This window comes from Persicitalea jodogahamensis (genome assembly GCF_014651615.1).
Lineage (GTDB): Bacteria > Bacteroidota > Bacteroidia > Cytophagales > Spirosomataceae > Persicitalea > Persicitalea jodogahamensis.
The window spans coordinates 378,696-400,020 of record NZ_BMXF01000003.1 but is presented as its reverse complement, the minus strand read 5'-3'; the positions used below and the strand labels follow the sequence as shown (position 1 = coordinate 400,020).

Here is a 21,325-nt window from a genome sequence, read left to right as displayed (position 1 = left end):
TTTTGGTTATAAAAATAGCAAGTGGTTCAGTGGATGACAAATGCTTAGTGACAAACGGCAATGCCCGACTATGAGTGAGACCAATACCTGATCTCACTATTCAACCACCGAGGAGCCGGTCGCTTGAGGAAGTCCCGTCATGACTCGCTTTGTTATTGTTTGACCCGTTGCCAGGTTTCAGTTCGTCCGATGAGAGAAATACCTACATATCCCCTGACTTCGAGCGTATTGTTACCGCGCAAGGTCATTTTGCAGCTATATACCTTCCCACTTTCAGGATCATATATTTTTCCGCTATCCCAGACATTTTCACCATCGTAGCGAAAATCACGCAGCAACTCGAGGCCAAGCAGCGGCTGATTTCTTTTTTGGGGGTCGGGATTATTATTGTCAACTTTCGGACGTTTTGTCTGGGGATCGTTGGGCATATCCATCCAGACGAGCTTTCCACAATACTTATGGCCTTCTTTATAAATTTGAATTTTGCCATTTTTGCCACCGGTTAGCCAGGTACCCACTATCGCATCAGGATTGTCGGCCGGAATGAATGAGAAAGATGCGATAGTGACGCAAATCAGCGTTGAAATGATATAGTAGTTTTGTTTTCTAGTTTCCACAAGCACTCATTATTAACAGATAACAATTGGATTTTTCAAAAAACCAAACGAAAAGAAAGTACGATATGGTACGCAGTAAAGCAGTTAGTGGCGCTTGTGTGGCGCTATTGTTCCTTTTGATGGTGGCCTGTTTCCGGCCCAGTATCCCGATATCCACGGGTACCGTTTACCCCATCGACGTATTCATGGAGAACCAGACGCCCGATCGTCCTTATTCTGAAATCGAGTGGGTGGCGATCAGCCAGGACGACACGCTCAGTGCTAAGCAAAAGGCTGACAACACCCGGATGACAAGCCGGGGCAACGATGCCCAAACCAAGGACTTGCTCACCGCACGTCTTGTGCTGAAAGCGCAAAAACTTGGCGCGGACGCTATCATGAAGGTGAATTACCAATACTATACCTCTGCTACCATGGAGGGGTATACCATGAAAGGGCTGGCAATTAAATATCGGGGAGATTAAAAAAAGTACTGCGTGATGAGTTAGAAAAACCTATCTCGCAGCATTGATTACCGCTCCGATGTCAATCGCGAAGCGGGTTCCGGATTCTCGTTCGGAAAATTAATCTCTGGCTTAGGCAGTGGTTTGAAGCGATTGAAGCTGTGGGTGAATTGCATGCTCACGCCGCCGGTAGTGATAGCATTGTTCAACAAAAGGGCATTCTGAATATTCCGGTTGTAGGCTTTCAGGCGGACATTACCGCTCTGGGCCAGCCAGTATTCCAGAGTCCACTCTCCCAGCAAACTTGTGGCATTAAACTGGGTGGCACCAGCCTGCGAAGTACCATAGGCAAAGCGCCCATCGCGTGTGATACGGAAGCGATCATTCAAAAAGCGGTAGGAAAGCCGCAACTGAAGATTGGTCAGGGTACTTTGGTCAAGCGATAAGCCTGATACGCCCACTTCCAGGTTCTCGTCCAGAGCCGACGCCCAGCGGCTGATCTGGTTGGACACCAGCTCGCTCACGCTGTTACCCAGCAGAGTAGCCCCCTGATTGGCTTCGCCCAGTAGGGCGTCCTGCGGACTCAGTAGCTGGTTGAATAAAATCAGGCTACTGACCTGACGGCTCAATTCCTGTTCGTTGCTGCGCAGGCGATTTTCGAAAGCCGCCACCGCCGAGCGATACTCACCGGAAGAAGGGTATTGCTTCACTTCAAGATTGTAGGCAATCGTCGGTGTCATCAACCGATCAGTAAGCGTAATGGTAACTTCGACGGGATAGCGGCGCGATAATTCGCTGCTATTCCCTGTAGCGTTGCTCAGGACAGAGAGTTCGGGTAATACAGCCAGGGAGGCCATCTGGGTGTAGCTGGCCTGAACATTCAGCAGGGCATCGTACGGATCACCCGACCAGGTGATGCGACTGCCGGGGTTTATCGTGAATTTTTTATTCAGAGCGTTCTGAAAAGTAAAGGTGTAGTCTCCCCGATCGATCTCGTAGTTTCCGGTCATTGTAAAGTCGCCCTTGGTATCGACTTTCATGTTCAGCAGGCCCCTTCCATACGCTTTGATAATATCGCCGGCCTGGCGATCGAGCTGGATCTCGCAGTAAGCGTCGGGCGTGATATTGAAATTAAAATCCATCTTAACGCCGCCGATACTACCTCCCCTGCGGGCCACACCTTGCGCTTCAAGACTATCCTCGATTATCTTTTGACTTACGAATTGAATGTACTCCTGGGTCGCCACTTCGGTTGGCCCGTCAAGCGGGATATACATCCGGGTACCTTTGTTGCTCGTAACGTTGGCTTCAATGTTGAGGTTGTCGATCGGACCCGACAAGCCGGCCTTCCCTGTAACGTACGCGGTACCATAGAATAAATCATTATCGTTTTCCGTGGTGTTCAGGATTTTGAAATTGCGCATATCGGCGTCAAACCCCAGCGAAAAATCACGGAATCCCTCGTGGCGAACACCCCCGCTTACTGAGGCTATGTTCCCTTCTTCATCCCTCACTTCCATATTCTGCGCCGAAATCCCGGTTTCGCTAAAAGTGATCTCATCGCTGAATGACAAAACCGACTGCAGGTAGTCGATCTTTAATTTTCCGTCCTCCACCTTGACCTGACCTTTCACTACCGGATGCTTGGGGGTGCCGCTGATTGCCAATGATCCGGCGACCCGACCGCTGACGTCGCTCACCAGTTCCTGACTGAAAGGCTCTATCATTTTCAGGTCGGAGCGGTCAAAAATGGCTCTCAAATTGAGGGAATTCTCCGTTTTCTCGGGATTGAAAGTACCATTGACGGCAAAGACCCTCGATTGATTGCGGTCCAGATGCACTTCGAGATTGAATTGCTCAATCATTTCATCCCACTCGCCCCTTCCGCTCATGTTTCCCAGATCGGTGCCATCGTAACTCAGGCCAGTGACACTAAAATGACCGTTTACCTCGCTCAGGTTCTTGCGGTCGCGCAGGGTAGCGGCCCCCTCCATAGTACCCCCCAATTTTGTCTCAAGTACCGGATTGAGCGTGCCCAATTGCAGATTATCGATTTCAAATGAAAGGTTGCGGCTGGAATCGGCATACATTTCACCATCCAGCGAAACCCGCTGATTGTCATGGGCAAGGGCCAGATTTTCAAACCTGGTTTTTTGGTTGATAACCGATACAAGGTTGTTGGGGTTCACTTCCCATACCTCATCCAGAAGAACAAGATTTGACTTGGTCAGATGCAGGTTCAGGCCTGAGGGAACAAAACTGATGTCGCCGTTCAGATTAGCTTCATTTGTGCTCTTGGTCTGGTGAATATCGCTGGTGAAATGGATATGATCTTCATCCCAGGCCGCTTCGATACTTAGCCGTTCTGTGGGTGTCAAAACACTGATCTTGTGCTCTCTGGACGTCACCAGAGCCGAGGCAAGCACTTCGGCATTATTTACAAATTTAGAGGTCGTGACATCCAACTCGTTGCCCACAAACCGAGAATCCTGCACCCGGACCGTATCGGCCTGTGCATTGAGCGTGATAAAGGCCGTATTGCCCATGCGCAACACCCCTTCAACCTTGCTATTGGGTGAAACGTAGACATCGGGGCGCAGAAAATCCAGTAGTGGAGTCAGGTTATGACCATCTACCTCGTAGTTAATCGTGTATACCCGCGGCTGAATAGTCACCGTTTTCCTGGCGTAGTAGTTATCCCGTTCCGCCTGGTCCCTCATAAAATAGAGTTGATATTCTGTAAGCAGCCGATTCAGGTCATCGGCTGCCTCACTCAACAAGAAATCACCGTTCAGAGAAGCCGTCAGAACATCGCTCTGGACATCGATGGTCCGTTCACTGGAAATCTGGGAAGAAGTTATCAGCAAGCTATCCAGCAGAAGCGAACGCTGATTCTCCGGAGTTTGTAATGACGTGTTCTGAAAAAAAGCGCGGCCCACTAATTCATCCCCTGTATTTCCTTCCACCTGAACGTCAATCCGGGTACCTATGGTGAGGGGCTGCCGTGAAAAGCCCAACTCCTTGAGGTTAGCCTTCACCAGGATTCCCTGGAAGTCAAAACGATTTTTAGGATTGGAAAGGTCGATTTCTCCGTCAAGGATAAAGGTCAGGTTGTCGTCACGGGAACTGACTTGTCCGTTAAAGTAGGCTTTCTGCAGGTTACCCCGCATCTGTACATTCCGGTAATCATAGTTCCGGAACCCGAGCCGGTTGACCGTAGCATCCAGGTTGGCCGAGGCCGTGGAAATATCGAACCCCTTACCAATGACCTTACCCGAGAAGTCGAGCTTTTGGAATTTTTCCGGTTCCTCAAAAAGTACTCCCAGATCCAGATCAGCCGTCTTGAGCAGACCGTCGTACGTGGATGTGTAGCGGTCGGCGATGTGAAAAGCCATGTCGGTGTCCAGTTGCCCGATTTCGGTCCGGACTCGGCTTTTCAGATCAAAGTCCACCGCCGTCCCCCGGAATGTACCATCGATGGCAACCAGCCCAAACTTCTTGAAAGTTTCGTGCAGATCAGTTTCGGGGTAGTATTGCACAAGATCGTTGGTTTCGATCCGTGAGCTCACCAGCTTGAAATCCATGGTGGTGCGGCTGAATTCCGGCAGACCTTTAAATCCGAACTCTCCCGCCAATCGGCTCCCTTTGCCAAACCTCAGGTTGGTGTTGTTCACCCGAAAGTCGTGCACTGTCCCGTCAAAGTCACCCGAAACGCGCCAGGTTTCGGTAAGGGTCAACAGATATTCCTGAAAAAGACCAAGGTCATCGGAATACACCCGGCTATCGCGGAAGTGCGCTATCATCCGCACTTCTTCGTTAAAGTCGCCAAAGGCCGAGGGATGGTCGTAATTGAAACTGAGGTAGTTGGTCAGATATGATCCGCCAATGTAGGCACTCAACTCAGCAAGTTCGGTCTTCTTGGCGCAATACATGAAGCGCGTGTCAAGATCATGTACCTTCAGCGCAGACTGGCGGTCGATCGTCGTCAGGTCATTGGCGACGAATTTTATGGTATCCCCAAGGACCAGAAAATCCTGCAACTGAGCGCTCAGATGCCGCAGTTCAAAGTGGTAATAATCGAAAACACTGTTTTTTTTGTTGTAAGGTTCGCGCGGGTCGTCATAGTGAAACGCACCTTCCGTTAGAGTAGCCTTACCGATTGTGAAGGGGATATTCTGATCGGGCACATAGCCGGTGGTGTCGCCCGAGTTGGCCATTTCGTTGATGCGCGCAATGAACAGGTCCATGTTCGTATCGCCCGTACTGGTCTTCACCAGCCGCACCTCGGGACGATAAACATTCACTTCATCCAGATGAATTTCGTGGGCGAAGTTTTCAAGAATGTTTTCTATGTCGAAATTAATATCAAGTCTGGCCACGTCGATCATCTGCCGGTTGTCAGCATCTTTGATCGAGACCCCTTCTAATGAAATGACATCGAACCACTTAACGTTGATCTTCTGAACCGAGAGCGGGTACCCCATCCGGCCCGAGAGTTCACGCACCACCCGCTGCGTAGCCCAGGTCTGTACGGCAGGAAACTGGAAGGCGATGGTCGTGACACCGAGCGCGAAAAGCGCCAGTATCAAGACCATTACAAGGCCATTACCAATATTCCTGAGTACGTTCAGCATGTACGTTTTTGGGGGTGGGCTCTCGTCGGCCTTGCGTTAATTTAACTACTTTTGGGTAAATCTTCCCGCTTTACATGAATATTCTGGCCATAGAATCATCCTGCGACGAAACCTCGGCGTCTGTAATTTCAAACGGCAAAATTCGCTCCAATGTTGTCACCACGCAACTCATTCACGAACAGTATGGCGGCGTGGTGCCGGAATTAGCCTCGCGCGCCCATCAGCAGATGATTCTGCCGGTGGTCGAAAAAGCCTTGAAGGACGCAAAAATAGCGAAAAATGCGCTGCAAGCCATCGCCTTCACGCGTGGACCGGGCCTAATGGGCGCATTGCTGGTAGGAACCTCTTTCGCCAAGGCGATGGCCCTGGGCCTTGCTATTCCGCTGATCGAGGTCAACCATATGCAGGCCCACGTACTGGCGCATTTCATCGAGGAGCCACGGCCCTCCTTTCCCTTCCTCTGCCTGACCGTCAGCGGCGGCCATACCCAAATCGTGCGGGTGAACAGCCCCCTTGAAATGGAGATCATCGGCCAGACGCTGGACGATGCTGTGGGCGAAGCCTTCGACAAATCGGCCAAGCTGCTGGGCCTGCCCTACCCTGGCGGTCCCTTAATTGACAAGTACGCTAAGGAAGGCAATCCCATGGCGTACGATTTCCCGATTCCCGATGTGCCGGATTTGAATTTTTCGTTCAGTGGGATCAAGACTTCAATCATGTACTTTTTACAAAAACAAATCAGGCAAAACCCCGATTTCGTAAAAGAGAACCTCACGGATATTTGCGCCAGCATTCAACACACCCTGATCAAGATTTTATTAAAGAAGCTTACCAAAGCCACCCGGCAAACGGGAATTCGGGAGGTAGCCATCGCCGGTGGTGTTTCGGCAAACTCGGGATTGAGAAAAACCCTGGGAGAAGTGGGCCAAAAGGAAGGTTGGCAAGTGTATATTCCCCGCTTCGAGTACTGTACAGACAACGCCGCCATGATCGCGATGGCCGCGCACTTTAAGTACCTGGCAGAGGATTTTACAGACCAGACTGTGAGTCCGCTGGCGCGGATGGAATGGTAATTTTAGCGATGATCTGCTTTCCCTTCGTATCACCGTATATTCCCCTAGCATTAAACAAATGGCTCACGACCACGATCACTCCCATGGAGACGTTGAAATAATCGAGCAAGGCATCACGCCCGCGGCCGAAGCGCTGGCCCATAAAAAGACGCCCGTCCAACCCTGGCGGGAATACCTGCCGGTTTTTACCAGTCTGGTACTTTTACTGGTGGGAATTGCTTTGGATCAGTTCGGAGCGGCCTGGTTCGCTGATCCGTGGCGATTTCTGCTGTATGCCGCGGCCTACCTGCCCGTCGGCTGGCCCGTGTTGCGCCGGGCCTGGAGCCGGATACTACATAAAGATGTTTTCACCGAATTTTTTCTGATGGGCATAGCCACTTTGGGTGCTTTCGCCATTCGCGAATACCCCGAAGGGGTAGCCGTCATGCTTTTCTATACCATTGGCGAGTTGTTTCAGGAATCTGCCGTATTGCGGGCCAGGCGCTCGATCAAGGCGCTGCTCGACGTTCGTCCCGACGAAGTTACTGTGGTGCGCGACGGGAAGTACCAGGTTGTTAAGGCTGCTCAGGTACAAGTGGGGGAAATGGTTCAGGTTAAGCCGGGCGAAAAAGTGGGGCTGGATGGCATCATGCGCTATGATAGCGGATCATTCGACACAGCAGCCCTCACGGGAGAGAGCGTGCCGCGCACCATCAGGCGCGGCGAGGCTGTGCTGGCCGGGATGATCAACCGCCAGTCGCTGGTAGAGATGGAAGTAACTACCCCCTTTCAGGATTCCAAGCTGTCGCGCATCCTCAAACTCGTGCAGGAAGCCACGGGCCGCAAAGCCCAAACGCAGGAATTCATCGCCCGCTTCGCCAAAATCTACACGCCCATCATCTGTGCTCTGGCGGTACTGATTACCCTGCTTCCTTACTTTTTTGTGGATGACTACGTTTTTCGCGACTGGCTCTACCGCGGACTCGTATTCTTGGTTATCGGCTGTCCGTGCGCCTTAGTCATTTCCATTCCGCTGGGGTACTTTGGTGGCATCGGGGCGGCTTCGCGGCATGGTATTCTCGTGAAAGGATCGGTTTTCCTGGATTTGCTGACCCAGCTAAAAACCGTCGTGATGGACAAGACGGGCACAATGACCAAAGGGGTCTTCGCGGTACAGGATGTGCAGGCAATCGGCATTGAACCTAAGCAGCTCGCCCAGCTAACTGCCGCGCTGGAAACCAAATCGACCCACCCGATCGCCACCGCTATTATTGAATACGCCGGACGAGGGGGAGAAATTTGGGAAGAACAGAAGGAAAAGGAATACGAAACTTTTTCAGTTGAAAACGTCGAAGAAATTCCTGGTCACGGTTTGAAAGGAACTGTGGAAGGCCGGACAATGCTGGTGGGTAACGCCAAACTACTTCAAAAATTCGGTGTTGAATTCGATGAAGCCCTGACCAAAATTCCCTACACAATCGTCATGACCGCGCTGGACGGGAAGTTTTCCGGGTACTTCACCATTGCTGACGAGATCAAATCAGATGCGGCGGAAGTCATAAAACGATTGAAGAGCGAAGGCATCCGCACCGTTATGCTTTCGGGCGACAAGTCGGCGGTGGTGGAGGAAGTGGGCCGGGCAGTGGGCGTGGATGAATGGCACGGCGACCTGCTGCCCGAAGACAAAGTAACGCAGGTGGAGCGGCTGCAAAAATCGCTGGCCGAAAGCCCCAAAGCGAAGCTGGCCTTCGTTGGCGATGGCGTCAACGATGCCCCGGTGGTGGCATTGGCCGACGTAGGTATGGCCATGGGCGGCTTAGGCTCCGACGCCACCATTGAAACCGCCGACGTAATCATCCAAAACGACGAACCCGCCAAAATCGCGACAGCCATCGCGATTGGCCGCGCTACACGCCGCATCGTATGGCAGAACATCGGCCTGGCGATGGGCGTGAAAGCGATCGTGCTCATTTTGGGCGCGGGTGGCATCGCTACCATGTGGGAGGCCGTTTTTGCGGATGTTGGCGTGGCACTACTGGCCATCCTCAACGCTGTGCGCGTACAGAATTTGAAGTTTGACTAAGGAGACAACGCAAAAAGGACGGTAAGGCGATGCTCCCTCAGAAACCATTCAATACCCTGATCATGAAATTTACTGCTTTCCTTTTGTTGCTGCACATCTTCTCTGGTTGTCATCAGCAATCAGCTGATTCTGACGCTCAACCACCCGCTGAAACTTCCGAAACGCAGGAACCCACCCTATCCCAGAAAATCGTCAAATACGCCAAAACACTTCGTGGGGTTCCTTACAAATACGCTGCGAGCGATCCGAAAGTAGGCTTCGATTGCTCGGGCTTCGTCAATCATGTATATGGTAGCTTTGGAGTGGAGGTTCCGCGCAGCTCGGTCAACTTTAAGGACGCTGGCCCTACCATCCCGGTGACGGAGGCGATGCCGGGCGACATCGTGCTTTTTACGGGAACCAGTCCTGACAGCCAACAGATCGGACATTTGGGGATCGTTACAAAGAATGACCAGGACGGAATCAAATTCATTCATTCTACTTCGGGCAAGAAGTATTCCGTCGTCATTACGCCACTTTCGGGCCATTACGAAAGGCGCTTTGTGAAGGTAATCCGCGTGCTTTAATAAGTAAGGATTCCTGATGGCCTATATTAAGCATGTGCAGATGTGCAAAATTGGACAAAGGCAATCCGTCGTAATAAGCGTCAGACTGAGGTGTCATTTGGACCATCGGTTCGGGAAGTTGTTTACTGATTGACAATTTTGCGCTGCTTTACCACGACTTGAAATGCCCCACGCTCAAACCGCGCCAACCGTCCGGTACTATCCGCAAAAGTACCTTTAAAACGCCCTTCGACCAATCCGGTTTTAGAATCGTAACGTTTTACGCGCACCCATCCTGCCTTTCGATCTTCAAGAAAGAACGCTCTAACTAAGCCACCCGAGTATCCGCTCCAAAAATATAGGTAGTTTGTGAATGGCAGGCCGCAACGACTCAACCTGGTTATTTGGAATTTTCCTTTCTTGATCGGGATATTGAAAATAGTCAACATTTGGCTTGGCCGACATTCTCCAGTGCACCCCGTTATTGAATCTTGAATAAAACCTTTACCCAGAAACCCAGGGTAAGGAATATCAGTCTTAATGAAAAGATCGAATCTGTGTGAGATGCAAGGTTTGGCTAATGTATCAGTTTGCTCAACTGCTTCTCCGGTAGCAAACCAGATCGAATCATTGAGCATACTTGAAACGTTATATTCTGCAAAGGGCAAAATAGGCCGCTTAGAGCAAGCCATACAAGTCAATAGAAAAACCAGCAACAATAGAGGAATTTTCATGGTGAATCCAAACGGTAGTTTTGCCTCAGATTTTCTTTTGTAATCAGTGCAAAGCAAACAGCATTTTTTTTCTTTCAATATATTTAGTTCTCGATACCCATGCATAAAGTCTTTCTCAGTCTGTTTTTCGCCTTCGTTTTCCTGTATTGGAATAATTTAGGCCCGACGCAAGTACCTACCTCCGGTAAGTACGCACGAGTTTCGGTTGCAGACTCCCTGCCCAATGCCGCCAAATGGCCCGCCGAAATTACGATTACCAATTTCTCCAGCCCCAACATTACGCCCAGCCCGGCCTGCCTCGCGGTGGCGCCCACGGGTGAAGTTTTTGTCGGCGTGGACATGATCGGTTCCTTAGGCAAGAAGCCAGGTCAGGGCAGCATCATGAAATTGGAAGACACTGACAATGACGGAAAACTGGATCGCCACAGTACCTTCGCCATGATGGACAACCCACGCGGTATCATTGCCCAGGGTCATCAGGTTTTTGTGCTGCATACCGTGTTTGGCGAGGAAACTGGTATCGCGGAAGGAATGGATCTGGTCGTTTTTGAGGATAAAAACCAGGACGGTAAGGCTGACGGTCCACCAAAACCTCTAATTAAGCATATCAGCTCGCCCAAATTCCTGCAAAGTCGCGGGACCGACCACTCCACTAATGGTATCAGGATGGGTATCGACGGCTGGATTTATATCGCCGTCGGCGACTTTGGTTTTGTTGACGCCGAGGATCGCTCGGGCAAGAAACTTACGCAATTGGGCGGCGGTATTCTCCGCGTCCGGCCGGATGGAACCGAAATGGAAGTGTATACCCACGGGCTGCGGAATATCTATGACGTAGCCATTGACCCCTACATGAACATTTTTACGCGTGGCAACACCAATGACGGTGGCGGCTGGAATGTTCGCTTCATCCATCAAATTCAATCAGGAGAGTATGGGTACCCCGTTCTTTTCAAGCACTTTACCGAAGAAATATTACCTGCTTTGGTAGATGTCGGCGGCGGTTCAGGCACGGGAGCATTGTTCATGGACGACCCTACCTGGCCTGCCAAGTACAACCATGTCCCGATGATGTCGGACTGGGGTCGCAGCCAACTGTATATTCACCGTGTAACACCCGATGGGCCCAGCTATACACAACAGGAGGAAGAATTCGTCAAGCTGGCCCAGATTACCGACGTGGATATCGACGCCTCGGGCCGCGTATATATGTCGGCCTGGGATGGGGCGGGGTATTCCGGAAACCCGGATAAGGGTTTTGTGGTACGAGCCGTACCGAATGATTGGAAATACAAGGCTTTCCCCGACGTAAGAAAACTGTCGGTCAATGAATTGGCCGTGCTTTTGAAGTCCGAAAGCGGCGTGGCGCGGCTGGCAGCCCAACAGGAAATGCTCACACGCCCCGCCAGCCAGACCACGGCGGCAGCCTGGAAAATTGCTTCGGATAAAAGTAATCCTGATCATGTCCGGGTGGCCGCGATGTACACGTACGCTCAGGCCGCCAAGGCTGACGGAATCAGCAATTTGGCAAAACTTGCTACGGAACCTGCCATGCGCGAGTACGCCCTGCGGGCATTAGCTGACCGCAAGCAGTTTATGGACAAAGTCCCGCTGGCCACTTTCACGCAAGCTTTGAAAGACGGCACCCCACGGGTTCAGGCAGCAGCGATTATTGGCATGGGCAGGTTGGGCCGGAAGGAGGCTGCTCCCGCGTTGTTGTCGGTGAAAGTACCCTCCTCTTTTGTTGCCCCCACGGGTAACATCGAAGGTCCGCACGCGACGCCCAACTCAGCCATCGTATTGCCGCATTTGGCGGTGCGGGCGCTGGTAAGCCTTGACGCCGTGGACGCGAGTGTGAAAGCAGTCGGTTCGGGAAATTCTACTTTGGCATTATGGGCGTTGCGTTACATGCATGATCCCAAAGCCGTGAACGGATTGATCGGTGCCTATGGCAAAGCAACGGACAAAGCGCTGAAAACTCAGATTCTCAGCACCCTCGCGCGGCTGTATCATAAGGAAGCTCCTTACGACGGCTCTTGGTGGTGGAGTACCCGTCCCGACACGCACGGCCCATACTACAAAACGGTTACCTGGGAATCCTCGCCCGAAATAAAGAGTTTCCTGATGAAAGAATGGAAAAATTCTCCGGATAAGGAGTTCTACACATCACTGAATGACAAACTTCGACTGGATATTCCTGAATTCGGCACATACGAAGTTGCGGGGGTGAAGGAGGAAGTGAAAGTAGATTTGGATAAAATCAAAAGCCGAAAGGGTCAGGTTGGCGACGCCTCCATTGAGGATGTAATGCTGGCCATGGATGACCTGAAAGGTGATCCGGCTCAGGGTAAAAAATTATTTACCCGGCAGGGATGCGTCGCTTGTCACAGCATCGATAAGGGGGAGGTCATGAAAGGTCCCTTCATGGGCCAAATCGGCTCGATTATGAACCGTCAGCAAATCGCTGAGTCCATCCTGAAACCGAATGCCTCCATTTCTCAGGGCTTCGCGACGGTTATGATTACCGCCAAGGGCGACAGAACATTTATGGGCTTCGTCACGGAAGAGTCCGCCGATCAACTGGTGCTGCGTGACATTGCCGGACAGGTTTCCTACATCAAGGCTTCTGATATTCTGACGCGGAAGGAGATGGAGAATTCGATGATGCCCGAGGGGCTTGCCAATGCTTTGTCGTACGAAGAATTTGCGTCGCTGATTACGTTTTTGTCCCAGCAGAAGAAGTAGCGAATGTTGACTTCCCGAAGGTCATGCCGTTCTAAGTGGCCTTTCTTTCGGGAAGTTTAGTTAAACAGCGCCGCCACCCGCCCAAAAGACATTTCCCGGTAGTCCTCGATATAATCATCGCAGGGGGGTAGTTCTTCCTTAGTGTGCGAGCTAAGTACCCCAACTACCTTCATTCCCGCATTGATTGCCGCCGATACGCCCGAAAATGAATCTTCAAACACGAGGCAATTTTCTGGCTTTATGCCCAGCCGCTCGGCGGAAGTGAGATACACCTGAGGATCGGGTTTGTGTTTGGTAACATCCTCACTGGCCATGAAAGAGTCTATGGATGAAGGCAGGTCCAGTTTGCCTGAAATTAAATCAAGGTTGGCGCGGGGAGCAGAAGTAGCTACGGCGGTTTTAACACCGTGGTTTTTTAAATCCACCAAGAACCCAGAAAATCCGGCAATAGGATCTACGTAAGGCTCGTACAGTTCCCGGAACAGGCTCTCTTTCTCATCTTCCAATTGTGCGAATTCCTCGCCCACGATTTCGCGTTGCAGGAAATGCTTAAGAATATAGCTGTTGCTTTTCCCAAACATGTGCTGGGCAAATTCCCCGTCGGTGGGATTGAGCCCCCGCTTGGCAAAAAAGGCGCGGAAGGCGCGGGAGTGGTACGGGTTGGTATGGCAGATGACGCCATCCATATCGAAGATTACGGCAAATTCTGTTTTCATGCCGCAAAGGTAATCCACAAAAGGGAAACCTTACTCCCAAACTACCTCGATCGCGTGATCTTTCAGGTCAATGGTCGTGTGGGATTCGCCACTCTCTTTTTTCAACGCAACTTCGCCATCCTGCACCCTGACCACCCCCTGAGAGATGACGTCCTTCTGATTTTTCTTGTGATATACCACCAGCAATGATTCCTCCGTAGACACCAGAACAGTGAGTTTTTTTCCTTTTGTTTTGATCACGGTACTTTTTGCCGGGAGATAGGGGGCCTTTGCCAGAGTCATGGCTCGCTCCGCCGAGGGTACTCCATACCCCACATAGTTATTGCCGTAAGGATAAAGGTGCGCCGATTTTTCGATCAAAGACATTAACTCCTTGTTGGAAAGGGCAGGATTCGCTTCCATCAGACAAGCCGCAAAACCCGTAATGACCGGGGCAGACAGCGAAGTACCATACAGTGAAAAACAGGATACGTTGGGTTTGAGATAGGGCAAAAATTCCGGCCCGATGCTGCTGTACCCGATACGGTTCCAGAGCTTGCGATTGGTCGCTCCCACGGCTAATACCCCCTGAGCGTCAGCGGGCGTCGAAATAATGCGCCACTTTTTGTCCTCGCCTTCATTACCAGCCGAAACGACGAGCAGGATGCCCTTTTTGTCTACGGCGATCTGCGCGGCCTTACTGATGGCACTCGTTTTTCCATCCATTTGTTCAGGAAGGTAGTTTTCGTTAGGGTCGGTGAAGCCACGCGCGTACCCCAGCGAGGTATTGATCAGCCGTACCCCCAGGCTATCCATCCATTCCATCGCCGCGATCCAGTTATCCTCCTCACCGCGCCATTCACGGAGTGAGTAGTCCGTACGGGCCAGGTAGAATTTGGCGTTCAGCGCCATGCCGTATTGTGTCTGGTCGTCCGTATCCAGACCCGCGATGGCGGCCATTACCTCAGTGCCGTGCATATCGGAGTAAGATTCGGCCGTCGTGAAAAGCCACTCGCCGGGCTGATTGGGCTTCACATAATCCCGAATGCCGAGGATACGCTTATTGCCAAAAACCTGCCGCAGCGAGTGCGACGAGTCGGCACCATAAAATCCGGCATCGATGATGCCTACCGTCACTCCTTTGGCCGTAATGTTCGCTTTGGTAAATGCCTGTGAACGTACCTGCTCCATCACCGGAGCGAGTTCAGGTTTTGCATCAGATTGTGTCCTGGCAACAATGAAACCGGCGTCCATAGGCACTACCTCTTTCACAAATTCCAGTTTTTTTAACTCCTGAACTTGTTCGTAGGTTAATTTCGCGGAAACGGCATTGAGCCAGCGTGAGGCATAAACCGGCTCAACGTTATTCTTCTGCAATTGTGCGAGGTAACTTTTCCTTACGGGCAAATCCGTTTCTTCCCAAAGCGGCAAGCCTACCAATCGGCGGTTTTCTTTTGTGGTTTCCGAAATTGCCGGGCGGGCGGTGGCATCTTTATCTTTTAAGTATACCCAGTACTTGGGCTGGGCGGAGAGGGAAGCAGAAAAAATCAGAAGTAGCAACAGCAGTTTCGCGATGCGCATTGTGTCTAGGATTTTTAGTAATATTTTAACTTTGGCAAGATACAACGTAATTTTACGAAATGTGGTACGGACCTGGCCGCGTTCGGCTGCCAGCCCGTCTTCTCTATTAGCTAATAGTGTCATAACCTTATTTTCATTCTGCAAACGGGCGAGCCGCCCGTATCATAAGCAATGCGTTATTCTCCTATCGATACTGACCTCTTCATAGAAAACCGCCGCCGTCTCGCTAAGGTAATGGCTCCTAAGTCAATGGCTATTCTGCAGGCCAACGATATCATGCCTACCAACGCCGATGGCACGATGGGATTCCGGCAAAGCTCCGACTTGTTTTATCTTTCCGGCGTGGACCAGGAAGAGACCGTCCTGCTTATTTTCCCCGAGCATCCTGACGAAAAGTACCGCCAAGTTCTGTTCGTTCGCGAAACCAACGAGCACATCGCCGTCTGGGAAGGCGAAAAACTCACTAAGGAACAGGCGAGAGAGGTTTCAGGCATCCAAACCATCTTTTGGACGCACCAATACGAGGCCACTATGCGACAAATCGTTTTTGAAGCAGACCTAGTGTACCTGAACACCAACGAACACACCCGTAACGAATCGCCGGTGCAAACCCGCGACGCGCGCTTTATCGGGGAATTTCGGGAAAAGTACCCGCTGCATTCTCTGGCCCGCCTGGCTCCGCTCATGCATCAGCTTCGCGCCATCAAGCAACCGCAAGAGGTGCAGCTGCTGACACAAGCTTGTGACATCACCAAGAAAGGACTTGAGCGCTTGTTGGCTTTCGTGAAGCCGGGCGTAATGGAATATGAAATTGAGGCTGAATTACTGCACGAGTTCGTCCGCAACCGGTCACGGGGCTTTGCCTACACGCCCATTGTGGCTTCGGGGGCTAATGCTTGCGTACTGCATTACGTTCAGAACGATCAGGAGTGTAAAGACGGCGACGTCATTTTGCTGGACGTAGGAGCCGAATACGCCAATTATGGCGCAGACCTGACGCGCTCCATCCCGGTGAACGGACGTTTCACCAAAAGGCAGCGGCAGGTTTACGACGCCGTGCTTCGTGTTTTCAGATTCGCTTCCAGCCGCCTGATCGTGGGAAATATCTGGGATGAATACCACGCGGAGGTAGGCGAATTCATGGAAAAAGAACTGGTGGATTTGGGATTGATCAGCACGGAAGCTATCAAAAATCAGGATCCCGATTGGCCTGCTTACAAAAAGTACTTCCCCCACGGCACCTCGCATTTTCTGGGCCTGGATGTGCATGACGTAGGCAACAAGTACCGCCGTTTCGAACCCGGGATGGTCTTCACCTGCGAGCCGGGAATTTACATTCGGGAAGAGGGTCTGGGCATTCGCCTGGAAAATGACATCCTCATCATAGCCGACGGCAACCGGGATTTGATGGAAAATATTCCTATTGAAGCGGAAGAGATTGAAGATTTGATGAATCAAAGCTGATGGATTTCTTCTGGGACGATATTGTCAAATTATTGATCGCCTTCGGGACGGGAGCCATCATCGGCTTTGAGCGCGAATACCGAAGCAAATCAGCGGGTCTGCGAACAATGATCCTAATTTCTCTGGGATCCACGATGTTCACCATTGTCTCGGTTCGGATCGGAGCAGACCCCTCGCGCATGGCCGCCAATGTAGTCACTGGCATTGGTTTTCTAGGCGGGGGCATCATCTTTCGGGAAACCAACCGGGTCCATGGCACTACGACTGCCGCGACGGTTTGGGCGGTGGCTGCCCTGGGCGTAAGCATTGGGTCAGGACTGTATGACTTGCTGATCGTGGCCTCCTTTATGCTTCTTTTCGCACTGATCGTTATGAATATTTTTGAGAAAAGATTTATTCATTACAAAAACCAGGTACGCAACTACCGGATCGTATCGCCCTATCGGCATAAAATGCTGAAACAGTACGAAAAGCTCTTCGAAGAACACGGTTTGAGGGTAAAGAGGGGCAAGCAAAACCTAGCAGGTGAACGGATTTCGGGTAATTGGGTGCTGGAAGGTTCGGAGAAAGAACATGAAAAACTCATCAGGCGGCTCCTGAACGAACCCGACATAATCGAGCTTGACTTTTGAAGAAAGAGATAGTCTCATTTTTCAAGCCGTGCCGAATCTTATTCCAATCAGCATCGTTATTTTTTCATGGTACTTACAGAAGATATAAATCGGCTTTTTGCAGATCTGCTGCGGGCGCAGCTTACGGAGGCCGAATGGCGGTGGCTGGAAGAAAAAAGTACTGCTTCCCCACTCGAACTGATGACCGCCTTTGTAGCGGTGCCCCGTTTCATTGGGCGGCAGACAGTGGCGCTCTCGACCGAACAAGCCATTGAACTCGCTGAAACAGCAACGGGCCTTTCCCTGGAAAACTGGACAACCGTCCGCTTGAGCCGGGTATTTTTGTTAACGAGCCTGAGCGTCTCAGATGAAGCAACCTACATCCGCCATATCGAAACGCTGTTTGATACCGCCGAGATGAACGAACTGGTGGCGTTATACTCGGCACTGCCGATGCTGGCCTTCCCCGGGAAATGGCTGTTCAGGGCCACCGAGGCAGTGCGCTCCAACGTGGGCGACGTATTCGATGCGTTGGTGATGCACAACCCGTATCCTGCCAAACATTTCCATGAAGCTGCCTGGAACCAGCTGGTACTCAAAACGATTTTCAACGATAAGCCTATCCACAAAATCGTCGGGTTGGCCGAAAGAAACAACGCTGACCTGGCCCGGATGCTCTCCGATTTTGCCCACGAGCGCTGGGCAGCGGGCCGCGCGGTGGCTCCGGAAGTGTGGCGGCTAACACCAGGTTTTATGAATGATCGATTATTGGATGACATGAAACATTTGTTTGCTTCGAAGAACTCCGACGATCAGAAAGCAGCCGCACTGGCCTGTTTCCATTCAAACTACGGTCCTGCCCTCGCTTTGCTGGACAATCACGAAAACCTAAAGAACCAAGTCGGGCACGGACAATTAACTTGGGCCGATTTGGAATTCAATGATCTGAACACCTATGAATCAAAATAATAATTCAGACGAACGCAACCCTTCGCACTTTGAGGAAGGCGGCGGACTCGCTGCCCAGGAAATGCCCGAACACAGCGACCTGAACTGGGAAGAATACCGGGAGGCCATCCGCGGGATGCGTTTCTTCGACCCGCATATTCACATGACTTCCCGGACCACCGACGATTATCAGGCGATGTTCGATGCGGGCATCGTGGCCCTGATCGAGCCCGCCTTCTGGCTGGGACAACCTCGCACGGGCTTGTCGTCGTTTAAGGATTATTACAGCAGTCTGGTGAACTGGGAGCGTTTTCGATCGTCACAGTTCGGCATCAAGCACTATTGCACCATTGGCCTCAACTCCCGTGAGGCCAATAATGAACCACTGGCCGAGCAGGTGATGGAAATCCTGCCTCTTTTTCTATACAAGGAAGGCGTAGTGGGCGTGGGCGAAATCGGCTTTGACGACCAAACCGCCGCCGAGGAAAAGTACTACCGCGCCCAGCTTGAATTGGCCAAACAAGCCAAACTACCCGTACAGGTTCACACCCCGCACCGCGACAAGAAGAACGGGACCGAACGCAGCATGGCCATCGCGCTGGAACACGGACTGGACCCGGCCTGGGTCATCATCGACCATAATAATGAGGAAACGGTCGAGAGCGTCCTGGATCAGGGATTTTATGCCGGATTCACTATTTATCCATTTACCAAAATGGGCAACGAACGCATGGTGAAAGTGGTGGAACGCTACGGTCCCGAGCGAATCATGGTGAATTCTGCCGCCGATTGGGGTATTTCCGATCCGCTGGCTCTACCCAAAACCGCCGCTCTGATGAAAATGCGGGGGATTCCCGATGATGTCATCAAAAAAGTCACCTACCAGAACGCTATCGAAGCCTTCGGGCAAAGCGGCCAGATCGACGAATCTGTTTTTGCCAATGGCCTGGCAATCGACCAGAGTCAGAAGATGAACGGCAACACCATTCTGCGCGGCGGACAGCAACCCCGCATTGCCAAAGATTCGCTGTTGATTAAATGAGAACGTTAGACATTGGATACTGGATTCTGGATTCAACCCAGCGTCCAAAGTCCAGTAGCCAGCGTCCAGCATCCAAAATCTAACTAAACTCTTTTCGTGGGGAACATTAAGCCCTATCTACAACTTACCCGCCCGGCCAATCTGTTAACCGCTCTGGCCGATATTCTGGCAGGCATGGCCATTGCCGGATTTTCTTTCACGGGTGGTAATTACTTTTATTTACTACTCGCAACGCTGGGTCTGTACGGCGGTGGTGTGGTACTCAACGACGTGTTCGATGCCGAACTCGACGCCATCGAACGGCCCGAGCGCCCCATTCCCAGCGGAAAAGTACCCTTGCGGGCAGCCACTCTTTTTGGAGGAGTACTACTCGCGCTCGGAATACTTTGCGCCAGATTTTTCGCACTCGAAAGCGGACTCATTGCTCTCGGCATTGCGATGTTGGTAATTCTCTACGATCGCAATGCCAAGCACAGCAAAATCTGGGGCCCTATCGTGATGGGCATGTGCCGGGGCGGAAATTTATTACTAGGGATCAGTGTGTTACCTGCCGCTTTATCTCACTATTCATGGGTAGGCTTCGTTCCTATCGTCTATATTGGTGCTATCACCATGATCAGTCAGGATGAAGTGCATGGTGGTAAGCGACGAACCTTATATCTGGCAGGAATCTTTTATGCGACCGTACATTTGGTTCAGCTACTGGTAGCTTACGCACAAGGAAATCTTTTGCTGGCGATTCCATGGGTGGCGCTGCACGTGTTTCTGGTAGCCAGGCCACTGTGGGCTGCCATCCAGAACCCCGTCGGACCCATGATTGGCAAAGCTGTGAAAGCCGGGGTACTTTCGCTCATCGTTATGGATGCCGCCTGGTGCGTGGCCTTCGGGTATTGGCCGCTGGCCCTACTCGTCCTATTACTGTTGCCTTTTTCAATTTATCTAGCCAAAATTTTCGCCGTGACCTGAGTCACGAATACCATGCATACGATTCACCAGAAGTTTGAGATCTCATACTCCTATTCCGTTTTTTTTACCCAAAATATCTTTTCCCCCGAAAACCCCGTACTGGCCAACTTTCTGAATACCTTCGGAGCGGGCGATTTTCAGCGTAAGGCGCTGTTTGTTCTGGATGAAGGTTTTGTGAGCCATTATCCGCAGTTGCAGGAAAACATAAACCGGTACTTCACCCTTGGCAATACTTCCATCCGGCTCAGCGGTCCCATGCTGGTCGTCCCAGGGGGGGAAGCCGCCAAAAACGATCCGGCCCTATTCGACGAAATTGTCCGGGCAATCGACGAACAAGGCATTGACCGCCATTCGCTGGTCGTAGCCGTGGGCGGTGGAGCGGTGCTCGACCTGGTAGGCTATGCGGCAGCGGTTTCGCATCGCGGCATCCGTCACATTCGCATTCCTACGACCGTACTTTCTCAGAACGACTCCGGTGTGGGCGTTAAAAACGGCATCAACTACCGGGGCAAGAAAAATTTCCTCGGCACATTTGCGCCACCCGTCGCTGTATTCAACGACAGCACTTTTTTGAAAACCCTTGACGACCGCGACTGGCGGGGCGGTATTTCGGAAGCAGTCAAGGTAGCTTTGATTAAAGATGAAGCTTTTTTCACCTGGATAGAGCAAAACTCGGCTGCCCTGGCCAGTCGCGACTTGCCGACGATGGAGAAACTGATCCACCGTTGCGCCGAGATGCACACGGAACATATTCGCAGCGGTGATCCCTTCGAGTTCGGGTCTTCCCGTCCGCTGGATTTCGGACACTGGGCAGCGCATAAGTTGGAGTACCTGACCGACTTTCAAGTTCGCCACGGCGAGGCCGTTGCCATCGGCATTGCGCTTGACAGCGTGTATTCGTGGAAGGTTGGGGGCATCAAAGAGCCGGATTTAAAACGAATTCTGGACCTTTTTGAGAAGCTAGGTTTCAGACTTTTCAATGAAAAGCTCTCAGAAAATGACAAAATCAACCTGCGCCAGGGGTTATCGGAATTCCGCGAGCACCTGGGAGGCCGACTCACTATCATGCTGTTGTCCGCCATTGGCCGGGGCGTCGAAGTCCACGAGATGGACGATGCCCTCATCGCCGAATCGGTGGATTATCTGGAAAAACATTATTTATAAA

16 protein-coding genes are annotated in these 21,325 nt (G+C 51.5%); 11 read left to right on the top strand and 5 right to left on the bottom strand.

What is annotated here, in order from left to right:
• Positions 1–152 precede the first annotated feature (152 nt).
• The gene (locus IE117_RS17115; protein WP_189565697.1) at positions 153–617 is read right to left on the bottom strand and encodes a DUF2147 domain-containing protein; all 465 of its coding nucleotides are present in this window, start codon (positions 615–617) and stop codon (positions 153–155) included.
• Between the two features lie 26 nt (positions 618–643).
• Between IE117_RS17115 and IE117_RS17110 the strand changes: the two genes are divergently transcribed.
• Positions 644–1,081 (top strand): hypothetical protein, encoded by a 438-nt coding sequence (locus tag IE117_RS17110; protein WP_229581052.1) that lies wholly within the window; start codon positions 644–646, stop codon positions 1,079–1,081.
• A 47-nt stretch (positions 1,082–1,128) separates the two neighbouring features.
• On the opposite strand, the gene IE117_RS17105 is transcribed toward IE117_RS17110, so the two are convergent.
• Complete coding sequence (locus IE117_RS17105; RefSeq protein ID WP_189565695.1) at positions 1,129–5,694, bottom strand: translocation/assembly module TamB domain-containing protein; 4,566 nt, start codon at positions 5,692–5,694, stop codon at positions 1,129–1,131.
• A gap of 74 nt (positions 5,695–5,768) precedes the next feature.
• Between IE117_RS17105 and tsaD the strand changes: the two genes are divergently transcribed.
• The 3 genes from tsaD (at position 5,769) to IE117_RS17090 (ending at position 9,395) form a co-directional block, all read left to right on the top strand.
• A complete protein-coding gene (gene tsaD / locus IE117_RS17100; protein ID WP_189565694.1) occupies positions 5,769–6,767 on the top strand; it encodes a tRNA (adenosine(37)-N6)-threonylcarbamoyltransferase complex transferase subunit TsaD in 999 nt (332 codons plus the stop codon).
• Between the two features lie 58 nt (positions 6,768–6,825).
• Complete coding sequence (locus IE117_RS17095; protein WP_189565693.1) at positions 6,826–8,829, top strand: heavy metal translocating P-type ATPase; 2,004 nt, start codon at positions 6,826–6,828, stop codon at positions 8,827–8,829.
• A 62-nt stretch (positions 8,830–8,891) separates the two neighbouring features.
• Positions 8,892–9,395 carry a C40 family peptidase gene (locus tag IE117_RS17090; RefSeq protein WP_189565692.1) on the top strand — a complete coding sequence of 168 codons (504 nt, stop codon included), beginning with the start codon at positions 8,892–8,894 and terminating at the stop codon, positions 9,393–9,395.
• Positions 9,396–9,517: 122 nt separating this feature from the next.
• Here the strand turns inward: IE117_RS17090 and IE117_RS17085 are convergent, their stop codons facing one another.
• On the bottom strand, positions 9,518–10,186 hold the full coding sequence (locus tag IE117_RS17085) for a hypothetical protein (protein ID WP_189565691.1): 669 nt from the start codon (positions 10,184–10,186) through the stop codon (positions 9,518–9,520).
• Between the two features lie 21 nt (positions 10,187–10,207).
• Between IE117_RS17085 and IE117_RS17080 the strand changes: the two genes are divergently transcribed.
• Positions 10,208–12,853: a DUF7133 domain-containing protein gene (locus tag IE117_RS17080; protein WP_189565690.1), complete on the top strand. Its 2,646-nt coding sequence runs from the start codon at positions 10,208–10,210 to the stop codon at positions 12,851–12,853.
• Between the two features lie 56 nt (positions 12,854–12,909).
• Here the strand turns inward: IE117_RS17080 and IE117_RS17075 are convergent, their stop codons facing one another.
• Positions 12,910–13,569 carry an HAD family hydrolase gene (locus tag IE117_RS17075; RefSeq protein ID WP_189565689.1) on the bottom strand — a complete coding sequence of 220 codons (660 nt, stop codon included), beginning with the start codon at positions 13,567–13,569 and terminating at the stop codon, positions 12,910–12,912.
• A 30-nt stretch (positions 13,570–13,599) separates the two neighbouring features.
• Positions 13,600–15,129 (bottom strand): S8 family serine peptidase, encoded by a 1,530-nt coding sequence (locus IE117_RS17070; RefSeq protein ID WP_189565688.1) that lies wholly within the window; start codon positions 15,127–15,129, stop codon positions 13,600–13,602.
• A 171-nt stretch (positions 15,130–15,300) separates the two neighbouring features.
• Here IE117_RS17070 and IE117_RS17065 point away from each other — a divergent pair, with 171 nt between their 5' ends.
• From IE117_RS17065 to IE117_RS17040, 6 genes are all read left to right on the top strand, one after another.
• Complete coding sequence (locus tag IE117_RS17065; RefSeq protein ID WP_189565687.1) at positions 15,301–16,593, top strand: aminopeptidase P family protein; 1,293 nt, start codon at positions 15,301–15,303, stop codon at positions 16,591–16,593.
• A complete protein-coding gene (locus tag IE117_RS17060; protein WP_189565686.1) occupies positions 16,593–17,225 on the top strand; it encodes an MgtC/SapB family protein in 633 nt (210 codons plus the stop codon). Before IE117_RS17065 ends, IE117_RS17060 begins: the two co-directional genes overlap by 1 nt.
• Positions 17,226–17,291: 66 nt before the next feature.
• Positions 17,292–18,173, top strand: coding sequence for an EboA domain-containing protein (locus IE117_RS17055; protein WP_189565685.1), 882 nt, complete (start codon positions 17,292–17,294; stop codon positions 18,171–18,173).
• Between the two features lie 61 nt (positions 18,174–18,234).
• Positions 18,235–19,194, top strand: a complete 960-nt coding sequence (locus IE117_RS17050; protein ID WP_374757973.1) for a TatD family hydrolase — start codon at positions 18,235–18,237, stop codon at positions 19,192–19,194.
• 96 nt (positions 19,195–19,290) lie between these two features.
• Positions 19,291–20,160, top strand: a complete 870-nt coding sequence (eboC, locus tag IE117_RS17045; RefSeq protein WP_189565683.1) for a UbiA-like protein EboC — start codon at positions 19,291–19,293, stop codon at positions 20,158–20,160.
• A gap of 12 nt (positions 20,161–20,172) precedes the next feature.
• Positions 20,173–21,324 carry a 3-dehydroquinate synthase gene (locus IE117_RS17040; RefSeq protein WP_189565682.1) on the top strand — a complete coding sequence of 384 codons (1,152 nt, stop codon included), beginning with the start codon at positions 20,173–20,175 and terminating at the stop codon, positions 21,322–21,324.
• Position 21,325 lies beyond the last annotated feature (1 nt).